At 35.9% G+C, this 12,316-nt stretch carries 11 protein-coding genes; 5 read left to right on the forward strand and 6 right to left on the reverse strand.

Translation table 11 applies throughout. The features are described from left to right. Positions 1-155 precede the first annotated feature (155 nt). Complete coding sequence (gene arfB / locus GLP24_RS10320; protein WP_101767983.1) at positions 156-569, reverse strand: alternative ribosome rescue aminoacyl-tRNA hydrolase ArfB; 414 nt, start codon at positions 567-569, stop codon at positions 156-158. A 220-nt stretch (positions 570-789) separates the two neighbouring features. Next, entirely contained in the window at positions 790-1,509 is a 720-nt protein-coding gene (gene aphA / locus GLP24_RS10325; RefSeq protein ID WP_101768020.1) for an acid phosphatase AphA, read from the reverse strand. Between the two features lie 285 nt (positions 1,510-1,794). On the opposite strand from aphA, the gene GLP24_RS10330 reads away from it, so the two are divergent. Beyond that, a complete protein-coding gene (locus GLP24_RS10330; RefSeq protein ID WP_152653424.1) occupies positions 1,795-2,574 on the forward strand; it encodes a thioredoxin domain-containing protein in 780 nt (259 codons plus the stop codon). Positions 2,575-2,653: 79 nt separating this feature from the next. Here the strand turns inward: GLP24_RS10330 and ansB are convergent, their stop codons facing one another. Both ansB and GLP24_RS10340 read right to left on the reverse strand, forming a co-directional pair. Then, complete coding sequence (gene ansB, locus GLP24_RS10335; RefSeq protein WP_152653423.1) at positions 2,654-3,718, reverse strand: L-asparaginase 2; 1,065 nt, start codon at positions 3,716-3,718, stop codon at positions 2,654-2,656. 208 nt (positions 3,719-3,926) lie between these two features. Next, positions 3,927-4,175 carry a hypothetical protein gene (locus GLP24_RS10340; protein WP_221942865.1) on the reverse strand — a complete coding sequence of 83 codons (249 nt, stop codon included), beginning with the start codon at positions 4,173-4,175 and terminating at the stop codon, positions 3,927-3,929. Between the two features lie 390 nt (positions 4,176-4,565). Here GLP24_RS10340 and GLP24_RS10345 point away from each other — a divergent pair, with 390 nt between their 5' ends. Beyond that, the gene (locus tag GLP24_RS10345; RefSeq protein ID WP_152653421.1) at positions 4,566-5,636 is read left to right on the forward strand and encodes a Preprotein translocase subunit SecY; all 1,071 of its coding nucleotides are present in this window, start codon (positions 4,566-4,568) and stop codon (positions 5,634-5,636) included. Between the two features lie 211 nt (positions 5,637-5,847). Then, positions 5,848-7,377, forward strand: a complete 1,530-nt coding sequence (locus GLP24_RS10350) for a phospholipase D family protein (protein WP_232583350.1) — start codon at positions 5,848-5,850, stop codon at positions 7,375-7,377. Positions 7,378-7,450: 73 nt separating this feature from the next. On the opposite strand, the gene rimK is transcribed toward GLP24_RS10350, so the two are convergent. Next, positions 7,451-8,353 carry a 30S ribosomal protein S6--L-glutamate ligase gene (gene rimK / locus GLP24_RS10355; protein WP_101767978.1) on the reverse strand — a complete coding sequence of 301 codons (903 nt, stop codon included), beginning with the start codon at positions 8,351-8,353 and terminating at the stop codon, positions 7,451-7,453. Positions 8,354-8,358: 5 nt separating this feature from the next. Beyond that, the gene (locus GLP24_RS10360) at positions 8,359-8,823 is read right to left on the reverse strand and encodes an ATP-dependent zinc protease family protein (RefSeq protein ID WP_101767977.1); all 465 of its coding nucleotides are present in this window, start codon (positions 8,821-8,823) and stop codon (positions 8,359-8,361) included. Between the two features lie 553 nt (positions 8,824-9,376). Between GLP24_RS10360 and GLP24_RS10365 the strand changes: the two genes are divergently transcribed. Together GLP24_RS10365 and GLP24_RS10370 are read left to right on the forward strand one after the other, a co-directional pair. Next, complete coding sequence (locus GLP24_RS10365) at positions 9,377-9,886, forward strand: hypothetical protein (protein WP_232615966.1); 510 nt, start codon at positions 9,377-9,379, stop codon at positions 9,884-9,886. Positions 9,887-10,154: 268 nt separating this feature from the next. Continuing rightward, entirely contained in the window at positions 10,155-12,257 is a 2,103-nt protein-coding gene (locus tag GLP24_RS10370) for a protein-disulfide reductase DsbD family protein (RefSeq protein WP_232615967.1), read from the forward strand. Positions 12,258-12,316: the final 59 nt, after the last annotated feature.

The following is a 12,316-nucleotide window of genomic DNA, read 5'->3' on the forward strand; positions in this document are numbered from 1 at the left end:
ATGCTGTTAGTAACGTATATTTTACCAACCGTATAATATTGTAAGATATTAATAGATAGTGACAACAACTACTAACAACAAACGAGATTATGCAGTTAACGTCACATAAAATATGCGGTGTTACGTATAGCAACAATTCAGCCTTACATTTATATTTACATATCGACTTTGCCACGCAATTGTTTGGTTTTACCCCGTTGATTTTTCTTATCCATCCGCCGTACTTTAGACCCTTTAGTTGGCTTCGTCGCTCGACGTGCTTTTTGGATCACCATCGCGCCTAGAATCAATTGCTTTAAACGTGATAACGCTTCTTCGCGGTTCATTTCTTGAGTTCGGTGCTGCTGAGATTTTAAAACAATCACACCATCTTTAGTTATACGGCTATCTGATAATTTCAATAATCGTTCTTTGTAAAATTCAGGCAGAGATGAGCGATTAATATCAAACCGTAAATGAATAGCACTCGAAACTTTATTAACATTTTGTCCACCTGCACCTTGAGCTCGAATAGCAATTAATTCAATCTCCCAATCCGCTAAACTCACAGCATTAGAAATCACTAGCATTGATATTTACCTCTTTTAATGCTGTTTTATATTTACTTAATACTACCACACTCAATACCGTAATCAGCATCAACCAAAACAAACAACGACTTATAATATTATGACTACTTTTTATCTTGTATTCACCAAAATATAGATATAAAAATGCCTGATCTATTTTATAATAGATCAGGCAATTATTATCTTAATAAAACCTAAATATTATGCGTATCAATAGCAATTAGTATTGTGAGTTAACAACAACCTCTTCACCGTAGATACCATTTTTAGCAATCGGACGGTTGGTTGAGTTAGCAGGACGCATAATACGAATACCCACAGCGCCCGCATCACGTGCAGCGGTAATATCACCATCAGAATCACCGTAATATACTTTAATATTTTCAGCTTTTATGTACGGTGTTTTTGTATTGGTTGTTTTACTAGAACCAGCAAAAATAACTTTATTCATATGCTTAATGTTAAACACATCTTTTAAATATTGCGTGGTGATTTCACATTTTGAAGAATCGCGACCAGTAATAAAGTAAATATCATCGCCACGCTTTTGGTGCATAGCAATTAACTCTTTACCAATTTGTTTTGGAATACTGAATTTTTCCCACTCGCAATTTATTTTATCCCAGAATTTCTGATCTTTTAAATAGCTAAAATTGTTTGGAGAAAAAACTTGTTTGCCACGATAAAAACCTGGAGAGCTAAATAATACAGTATCATCAACATCAAAACCTACCGCCATCGGTGGTTTGCCTTTTAGTTGTTGAGCAATTTGATCTACAGTTACCCAATCAACACTTTTAGGTTGTCCCATTTGTGTTAATTGAATTGTGCTATATCCTGTTTCAGTACCTGGTACTTTTGGCGTAGCCATTACAGAACTAGAAACAAGACTCAAAGCAAGCAAAGAAGAAATAGTAATCGCAGTAAATGTCTTTTTCATTTTAGAATAAATCATCAAAAAAAGTGAATGGATAATCTAACGATTCACATTTATATATAAAGTGATAGTTATCACATTATATTGCTATTTTATATGAAATATAAGATCCATGATAAATAGACGTAAAAAATAACAGCCATTTATCAAAAACCAATTGGCTATAATATTTATTATTATATTCTAATTATTAAAAACTAACATTGTACTGAAATACTTTGAACTAATTTACTTTATTATTACTCTAATATTATTAACCCCTAATTATTTATAGTGATTGATCACACGATGAAAAAAATACTTCTACCTATTATGCTAGGCGCATTACTTACCGGCTGTAATGAAACAACAGCTAACAGCAATGGGGATTTTACAGCTCAACAAAAAGCAAAAATTGAACAAATTGCGAGCCAATATATTATTAATCATCCCGATGTATTAGTAAAAGCCTCTCAAACATTACAACAACAGCAAATGCAAGCTCAACAAGTTGAAGCTAAAAAAGTCGTCATTGCGAATGCGGCTCAACTTATAAATGACAAAACTACACCATTCATTGGTCCTAAAAACGCAAAAGTGAATGTGATTGAATTCTTTGATTATCAATGCATGTATTGTTCTAAAATTGCCGACACTGTTAAGCAATTAGAAGCAAAAAATCCAGATGTGAAATTCATCTTTAAAGAAACACCTATTTTCGCATCACGCTGGGAAGCATCAAAATATGCGGCTGATATGGGTAATTGGATCTACCAACAAAAAGGCAGTGCAACATACGCTAAATATCATAATGCTGTATTCGCAACAGGTAAAGATGAAGGTAAGTTAACTAAAAAAGATATTAATACTATTGCGACCAGTATTGGTATTGATGTATCTAAATTTAATGTAAATAATACTTTTATGAATAACTTTGAGTTATTTAGTAAATTAGGTTTCCAAGGCACACCTGCATTAATTGTAATGCCAACAAATAACATTACTACAGACAACATTACTATTATTAATGGCTATAATCCTGAAGCACTTAAAAAAGCAATCAGCGATCTACAAGCAAGCACTAAATAATAGTTACATTAAAATAACAAGATAAAACACAACAAGAGTTAATATTATATCTTGTTGTGTTGTTATTTAAATATAATGCTTAGTAATACTGAAACATCTTTTGTACATCTTTATAGTTCTTTGTTTGTGTTAACGATAGCATTAATAATATACGGGCTTTTTGTGGATTAAGTGTACCGGCAGCAACAAAACCATATTTAGCATCATCAATTTCAGCCGCTAATGTCGTAGAGCCGGTCGGAACTCGTGAACTACGCACAACCATCGTTCCTTCTTTACTTGCTTTAGCTAATTCATCAAAAATAGCTTTATACATATTGCCGTTACCCACACCCGCACTGACAATACCATCAAATTTAGCATTCACTAACGCAGTTACAGGTAACGCTGATGCATTAGAGTAATTATAAACAATGCCTACTTTGGGTAAGGTGGTTAGCTTCGATACATCAAAATGTGTTGCTGTTGTATGATGACGCTCAGGCGCACGTTGATAAATAACATCACTATTATGGATATAGCCTAATGAACCAAAGTTAGGTGAACGGAAAGTGTCAACCGCTGTAGTATTGGTTTTTGTTACATCACGCGCATCTAACACAGTATCGTTCATTGCGACCAATACTCCGCGCCCTTTTGAATCTTTATCAACAGCCGTCACAACAGCGTTATATAAATTAGCCGGACCATCAGCACTCATCGCCGTTGATGGTCGCATCGAGCCAACAAGGACTACAGGTTTATCACTTTTAATCGTAAGATCAAGGAAATAAGCCGTTTCTTCCATGGTGTCAGTACCATGAGTGACAACAACACCATCAACATCATCTTGGGCTAATAACTCATTAATACGTTTAGATAAAGTAAGCCACACTTGATCATTCATATCTTGTGAGCCAATATTAACCACTTGCTCACCACTGACATCCGCAATTTTTGTCATTGACGGCACAGCTTTAATTAATGATTCAATACCTACTTGACCTGAGGTGTAAGCAGACTCCGTTGCTGACTGGCCCGCCCCTGCAATGGTTCCTCCTGTTGCTAAAATTTTGATATTCGGTAAATCGTCAGCCGCGACAGCTAACGAACTCATACACAAACCAGCAACAAGCATAGCAATACAGACAGGATTTTTATTCATCAGTCACACCATAAGTTAGAATGTTAATATTTGTTTATGGTATTAATAATATTATTAATAGAATATTTTTTTGCGCTGAGTATCACTATTTATACATAACATTAGTGACCATTGTCACACACATAGACCTCGAACCAGCGAACCAGCGAACCAGCGAACCAGCGAACCAGCGAACCAGCATGTTATAACTGATTTATTAATAACAAATCTATGCTATAGCTGTCATAGGATCTACACCGTAGCACTCCGTTATGCACTCACTCCCTACTGCTGTATGAATATATTGTTGTACTAATTCTATATTTTTCGCTTCCCAAAAACATTGAAAATAACTGTCTTCTACATAAATAAATGTTGAATGCAGTACCATTTCATTAGGTAATTCAGGACTAAAAAAGGCAATATTATTGATATTTTGTTGTTGGTCAATAAGTTGATGTTGGCTTACATAAAACATAAAACATCCCCTAATAAAACGATTATTCATTAAGTGTAGACATAAAACATTCAAATTTTCCATCTAAATCAAATATAGCTATCACATTAGAAACCGATAAATTGATCCAAAAATAAGCTCTTTTTTTATATGATTAATTACTTTATAGCGATTTTTTTAAACAAAATAATCATTTATATGTTAGATATTATTAATAATGGTTTTTAAATTTACACTTTTGGGTTGTTATTTGAGCAATAGTTATTATTATGGACAAATTAACCTCACAAGGATATTGAGAGCTACATTTTATAAAGGGTTAACAAGAATTTTACTGTATCCTAGGGTCTTTTACGCGCTTGCCGCAATAATGCGACCAGCTGAACAAATGCTCCTTACTTAGATATTTTTATGCATTTCAATCAAAATATACCCGTACGTTTCCCTAAAGGGATTTTTGCAATGTGGAGCGTTTACAGTTTCACAGGCGCCGCTATTCTTGCTTCAATCGTGTTTTCACTGTTGTTGTTTTTATCTATTGATGATGACCCCTTGATGAAATTTCTCTTTGGCGGCTTAGCTGTCATTTTTGAATTGGGAAAATTCTTTGCATGGTACGAAGTTGGGGAACGTAAAGCACGACGTAACTACAGTGGCACATTTACAGCCTTTACGTTTTATGCAGTATTAGCCGCAATTTCGATTGGAGGCTCTGTTGGTGGTATTAATAGCGCAACCAATAAAGCGTACAGTGAAGCTAATGTACAGCAGAGTAAAATCAATGCGTTTAATATGCAGATTCAAGCTATTGAAAAACAAATTGATCTTAATAATGTTGCCGCTAAAAAATACATCCAGATGGAACGAATTGCTTCTGGTGTCACTCGCATTCAAAAAGCAAATGAAAAATTACGCAAGCAACAACAACAAATAGCAATGGAACGCGATACCACACCAATTGTTGGTCAAGGATCTGTACTTGGGCTAATTGATAGCCTTGCAACAACATTTAATGTCAGCAATCAAGCGGCTCAGTTGGGATTAGTTATTTTCCTATCAGTATTGCTCGATTTCTTTGCAGCATTTTTTGTGGGTTTAATTGGTGAAGAAAATCGCTTCCGTTATCAGTTTAAGCGTCAACAATTATTATCAGTTAATGGCTATAGCATCCAAGATCAACCACAGTTATTAACCCATTTTGATCCATCAGCTGTTGGAACATCATCTATTACCGACATCAGTGATGACGAAATTATTGTTGAAGATATTGAGCCAGAGCCGCCAAAAACAGCGTATGAACAAGCTATCGAAGCGCTCACTAAAAATCAAGTTAACTGTAGTAAACGTGCAGTAAGCCAATTACTCAAGCTCACAACAGATGAAGTTGATGCTATTTTTCATCAGCTACTTGATCAAGGTATTGTGAGTAAAAAACCCAATAACCATTATCAATGGCGTGGTGTTAATACAGTAGCAAGTTAAGCGCTCAATTTAGCCTCTTACTAAGCTCAAAATAGTGCTGCTATTTTGGGCTTTTTTACACCCAAAAAGTGTCAACAATGACATCTGGCTGATTAATTTTAATCCATTGGTACGCCTTATGATTAAAATTAATTATTCACTTATTTATCTCAAGCATAAATTTATAAATACAGGTAGAATCGCCACACTTTTTTCAGAAACATGTTTTCTAATGATTACTTTTAGTCGTCTCAAGCAACTCTGCACCCACTCATTTATCGCCGTAAGTACCTTGACGCTAATTGGTTGCGCACAACCGTTATCAACAGTAAAAATAGCAACATATAGCAATGTTGATAACTTCAATACCACTTTGTACCAAAAGGTATTACCGTATACTCAAGCTAATCCTAATAAGACCGCTTTTTACCCTTTAGGTGATGGTCAAGCTGCACTACTTGCACGCTTAGCTATTATTGAAAGCGCCCAAAAAACGGTCGATGTGCAATATTATATCTACCGTGATGACGCAACCAGTAATTTACTGACTTGGTATTTATATCAAGCAGCAGAACGGGGCGTTCGAGTTCGTCTACTGTTAGATGACATGCAAAATCGTGATGATCAAGCATTAGCAGACTTATCCGCACATCCTAACGTAGAAGTCCGTTTATTTAATACTTTTGGTAATCGTAGTTTTAAACCATTTAGTTTTTTAACTGATTTTGATCGTTTAAATCGTCGTATGCACAATAAGTCGATCATTGCTGATGGTGTCTTTGCTATTACTGGTGGCCGCAATATTGGTGATGAATATTTTTCTGCCAATAATAACGTTGAATTTGGTGACTTTGATTTATTAATGATGGGAAAAATCGTTCCTCAGGTTTCACGTCAATTTGACGAATATTGGAACAGTAAACCTGCCATACCAATTGAAATGTTAGTTACTGATGCTCATTTGCCAACTGCCGATCAATTACAGCAATGGAAAAAAGCACAAAAACAGTATTTAACATCAGATTATGCACGTTCACTAAAACAACATCCATTAGCAAAAAAATTATCCAATCAAACATTACCATTTTATTGGGCTGATGCTGAGCTTATTTATGATACGCCTTATAAAGTAAAAAATAGCAAAGATGATTTATTGCTGCATCATTTATCCGCCATGATCAGCCAAGCTAAAACGGATTTTTTATTAATTTCACCGTATTTTGTACCAACAGAAGTCGGTGTTAAAGAGCTTGTAAAAGCAGCTAAACGCGGCTTAAATATTACAATAGTCACCAATTCACTTGCTTCTAATGATGTGTTTGCCGTACATGGATGGTATGCAAAACACCGCAAAGAAATGCTAGAGAATGGGATCAAGCTATATGAAATCAAAACCGATCCTAAAATAAAGAAAAGGCATTCATGGTTAGGTAATTCTCGTTCAAGCTTACATGCTAAAACGTTTATTATTGATCACAGAAAAGTATTTGTGGGCTCTTTTAATTTCGACCCACGCTCAGCCTACCTCAATACTGAATTGGGTGTCATTGTTGATTCAAAACCATTTTCTGATATTTTTTATGCTGATTTAGATCGCCTTCTAGAAAAAAGCGCTTATCGTTTATCATTAGATAACAATAATGACATTGTTTGGACTGATGATATCAATGGTAAGCAATTTGATTCTGAGCCTGATAGCAGTACGATGCTAAAAATGGGCGCATGGCTTGCAGGTGCGTTACCGATAGAAAAGCACCTATAGAAAATCACTTATAAAAAAAGCCCTTCATGAATATCACCATGAAGGGCTCTATAATACAAAGAACAGTACTTACTTAGCCTTTGCTACGTAGTGCTGTTTTTTTAGATGCGTGCTTTTCAATGTATTCGATAATCATACCGGCAATATCTTTACCCGTTGCTTTCTCTATACCTTCAAGACCTGGTGATGAGTTAACTTCCATCACTAGTGGACCACGCTCTGAACGCAGTAAATCAACACCAGCAACACTTAATCCCATGATTTTCGCAGCAGCAACAGCTGTCTTACGCTCTTCAGGAGTGATCTTAACCAATGCTGCACTGCCGCCGCGGTGGAGATTAGAACGGAATTCGCCTTCTGCACCTTGACGTTTCATTGCTGCGATCACTTTATCACCAATCACAAAACAACGAATATCTGCACCACCGGCTTCTTTAATGTATTCCTGCACCATGATATTTGCTTTTAAGCCCATGAATGCTTCAATAACACTTTCAGCAGCTTTGCGAGTTTCAGCAAGAACGACACCAATACCTTGTGTGCCTTCTAATAGCTTAATCACTACTGGTGCGCCACCTACCATATCAAGTAGATCTTTAACATCATCAGGTTTGCTAGCAAAACCAGTCACTGGCATACCGATACATTTACGTGATAATAACTGCATTGAGCGCAATTTATCGCGCGAACGACTAATCGCAACAGATTCGTTAACTGTATAAACACCCATCATTTCAAATTGGCGTAATACTGCTGTGCCGTAAAACGTTACTGATGCACCAATACGAGGGATAATCGCATCAAAATCCACTAAATCTTCACCTTTAAAGTGAATCGATGGTTTTTGCGAGTTAATGTTCATATAGCAACGAAGTGCATCAATCACCTTGATTTCATGGCCACGTTGCTCTGCCGCTTCAATAAGGCGAGACGTTGAATACAATGACTGATTACGAGATAATATACCAATTTTCATTACTATTACTTTTCCTTGCTTTGAATGAGGTAAGAGGCTTCTGGATCAACAATGATACGACCATGCATAGATGTTCGTCCAAGCAACATCCGAAATGCCATGTTGTCACGGCTTGTTAACGATATTTCAATTGGCCATCGTTGACCATTAAAATCAATAGTTGAAACAATAAAGTAACGTAATTGTTCATCGCCACCTGAGTTTCTTACAATACGCTTGTCGGCCACTTTAGCCATACAAACCTGTTCAATATCAGTATTGTTATTAATAGGATGTAACCAAAATTTAACCCATAATTCATCATTTTGAGTGAATTCTTCAATTTTAAAGGTATGAAGACAAGAGCTACGAGCCCCAGTGTCAATTTTGACATGAATATCATCGATACCAAGATCAGGTAAAGTGGCGACTTCGCGCCAACCAACAACAAATTTATTATTTTTATTCACAATTGTTTCTTTATTAATCATTACAATAACCCAACTTCCTAAACAGCTAATTGAGATACTCAAAAATGCAATAACTATAATCGATATCAATGGATCTAATTATAAATAGCTGCCTGCACTTTAATTAAACTGTTATCTATAAATAAGAAAATCATTAACTAACTGAGCACTGAGTAGACTTGAAATAGTGCCAATAACGATGATAAAACCACCATTAAATGATTGTTTTTTAGTATCATTGTTCTTTATATTACCACATCTTCGCCATGTAAGATGTTTTATTCATGTTGTTAAGCAATATGTTTCAACCTACTACGATAAGTTAATCCCTTTTTTATCCTGGCAGATGCCATCAACACATCCTTAGAATCCTAATTCTATTTTCTCTTACTACAATAGCAACAAATAATCCGTAAATAAAAAGCCAAATTTGATTATTTTATTTCCAATAAAAACTAGCTAATCGCTCACTCTATTTAATCCTTCAGTTACAATCTCCGAACATGCTACTCTTTCATCATTTATTAATAAGAACTTATGAAAATGTCAAAATTAAAACAACAATTATTATTACTTGACATGGCTGACTTGCCCATCCACACAACACCTGCATCAATTTATCACATCATCATCAGCGCATTTTGATCATGTTCGTCAACAACGTCCAAACAGTACAATGTCCGATTTATTACTTGGCTTTATGACCTTGCATCATCAACAAGCTCAACAAGAATGGTCAGCTCAACACATTGCAGCCATAAAAATGAAAGCTGTTTTTAGTCATACTCTTGGTGACAATTATGCAACTAACTTTACTCATCAAGATCAAGAATATCTTTTGGCTTTAACGCACTTATGGTTAATGGTACAAGGCGCATATGGTATTGATTACAGTTACAGCAATGAACAAGCTAAAATTCAAAGTATTGCTCTTATTAGTAATGAAAATACAGCGCCATCAACACAGATTAATACTAATGTAGAATCACTTAGATGCGAATTTATGCAATCATACTATTTAGGGAAAAACTACAATACCGTTAAATTCAGCACTCGTATCAAGCAACTGTTCAGAAAAGTATAGTCACGCTATATGTTATAACTTAAAAATGACATTAACCGCTGTCTTTACTACACAACTGACTTGTTCTAACTTCATAAATTACCGACAATATGAGTGTATTTATCTTTAATGAAATAAAGTTTGCTTATTGTCGGTCTCATGTATAACACAGTAAATATTCATCGTTTCAGCACAGATAATACTTAAATCAACACAAAGAATTAAATATCGAACAACGAAAAATTGCCATCTTTGTCAACATTACACGTTGTTTATTTGGAGCTCTAGATTGAAAAAGTTATACCTATATTTCTATTTAACCTTTGCCTTACTAACGACGTTATTTGGCATTACCTTTTCATCAATAGCAGCAGCAACACCACAATACAGCACGGGTTGGGTTACCAACCCTCAACATCCTCCTATTGAAGTTAGGCTAATGCTCACCGGTCAACAAGACCTTGCCAAGCATACCGTTCAAGGTTTATTAGAAGTTAAACTTGCGGCTGATTGGAAAACCTACTGGCGATCACCGGGTGAAGGTGGCGTCGCTCCAAGTATCAATTGGGATATGTCATCTAATATCACTAAAGTTGATTGGCAATGGCCATTACCAAAACGTTATGAGTTTTTAGGCGTTGAAACACTGGGCTATAAGCATGATGTTATATTTCCACTTTCTATACATATAAATGACATGAACAAGCCAGTATTTCTCTCTGGTAAATTAACCATGTCATCATGTACGAGTATTTGTGTCTTAACCGATTACGAACTTTCATTTGATTTTCTCCCTAGCAAATTACTGCCATCTACAGAAGCCATGTTTCTGTATAATAAAGGCGAAAGCCAAGTACCAAAGTCATCACCCACAGTTACTTTAAATACAATTTCTTATAATAAAGCAGAAAAAAAAGTAACCGTTGTTGCAACTAATACCACTGGATGGCAACAACCCGACGTAATTATTGATGGTGATACACAAGCGGCTAAAGATACTTCGTTTTTAAAACCAACCACGACCATTAAAGGTAATACACTTTATGCCACTCTGCCTGTAACTAGTTGGTTTGGAACGCCAAAACTTATAGGACAACCCCTTCATGTCACTATTGGTGATCATGATCTTGCAGTTGAAATAACAGCAAAAGCGACTGATACACCCGTTAATATTCCAAATACTAATAGTAATTTACTAAAAATTATTGGATTAGCCTTAATTGGTGGTCTTATTCTTAATATTATGCCTTGTGTTTTACCTGTATTAGGAATGAAATTAAGCAGTATTACTTCAGCTCAAGGACTGGCTCGTCGTCAAATCCGCACCCAATTTTTAGCATCAGCAGCTGGGATCATTGTTTCATTTTGGTTATTAGCTGCTTTTTTAACCGTAATGAAGTTATCAGGTCAAGCTCTTGGGTGGGGAATTCAATTTCAAAATCCATGGTTTATAAGCGCAATGATTGCTATCACGGTGTTATTTGGCGCAAATATGCTGGGATTATTTGAAATTCGTCTTTCAAGTAATACCAATACATGGCTAGCCACTAAAGGTGATAGTTCTCATTTAGGGCATTTTATTCAAGGTATGTTTGCAACATTACTAGCAACACCTTGTAGCGCTCCTTTCTTAGGAACAGCTGTAGCGTTTGCTCTAGGTGCAGATTTGGTGACCTTATTTGCTATCTTCACAGCACTTGCTCTCGGAATGGCAGCACCATGGTTATTAATTGCACTTTTTCCACAATTAACAACATTAATGCCAAAACCTGGCATCTGGATGGATCGCGTTAAAACGCTATTTGGCTTAATGATGCTAGCAACATCAGTATGGTTACTAAGCTTGATGACCAGCTTCTTTAATGCCACTGTCGTATGGGGGTTAGGTGCCGTTATCTTAGCGGCTATCTTATGGTTATTAGGCCGTAAAAAAGGACGTAAGATCGTTATTATTACGTTAGCAGTAATGTTACTTGGCGCTGGTGCAAGTTTATTTACAGGTAGCTTAACCGCCAATAAATGGGCAACCCCACTACCCGCAGATCACCACTGGATCCCATTAGATACCGCCCAAATTGCTACCGAAGTCGCACAAGGTAAAACGGTTTTTGTTGATGTAACCGCACAATGGTGTATTACTTGTAAAGCCAATAAAATCGGGGTGATTTTACAAGAGCCAGTATATTCAGCACTGGATAATAAAAATATCGTCTTGATGCGAGGTGATTGGACTAAACCATCAGATTACGTCACAGGCTTTCTGCAATCTCATGGCCGTTTTGGTGTGCCTTTTAATATCGTTTACGGTCCTAATGCACCAAAAGGTATTGAGTTACCGGTTATTTTATCAAGTGATAGTGTTCTTGACGCCTTAAAGAAGGCGGGTAAATAAGAATAAATACCCAGCTATACTCTTACACTTTCAACGAGAATATGTGATAGATAGCTGGG

It is taken from the genome of Photobacterium carnosum, assembly GCF_021236965.1.
Taxonomy (GTDB): domain Bacteria; phylum Pseudomonadota; class Gammaproteobacteria; order Enterobacterales; family Vibrionaceae; genus Photobacterium; species Photobacterium carnosum.

Excerpts from the sequence above, each read along its gene's own strand:
- arfB (WP_101767983.1), bottom strand. The coding sequence starts at position 569 with ATGCTAGTGATTTCTAATGCTGTGAGTTTAGCGGATTGGGAGATTGAA.
- aphA (WP_101768020.1), bottom strand. The coding sequence starts at position 1,509 with ATGAAAAAGACATTTACTGCGATTACTATTTCTTCTTTGCTTGCTTTG.
- GLP24_RS10330 (WP_152653424.1), top strand. The coding sequence starts at position 1,795 with ATGAAAAAAATACTTCTACCTATTATGCTAGGCGCATTACTTACCGGC.
- ansB (WP_152653423.1), bottom strand. The coding sequence starts at position 3,718 with ATGAATAAAAATCCTGTCTGTATTGCTATGCTTGTTGCTGGTTTGTGT.
- GLP24_RS10340 (WP_221942865.1), bottom strand. The coding sequence starts at position 4,175 with ATGTTTTATGTAAGCCAACATCAACTTATTGACCAACAACAAAATATC.
- GLP24_RS10345 (WP_152653421.1), top strand. The coding sequence starts at position 4,566 with ATGCATTTCAATCAAAATATACCCGTACGTTTCCCTAAAGGGATTTTT.
- GLP24_RS10350 (WP_232583350.1), top strand. The coding sequence starts at position 5,848 with ATGATTACTTTTAGTCGTCTCAAGCAACTCTGCACCCACTCATTTATC.
- rimK (WP_101767978.1), bottom strand. The coding sequence starts at position 8,353 with ATGAAAATTGGTATATTATCTCGTAATCAGTCATTGTATTCAACGTCT.
- GLP24_RS10360 (WP_101767977.1), bottom strand. The coding sequence starts at position 8,823 with ATGATTAATAAAGAAACAATTGTGAATAAAAATAATAAATTTGTTGTT.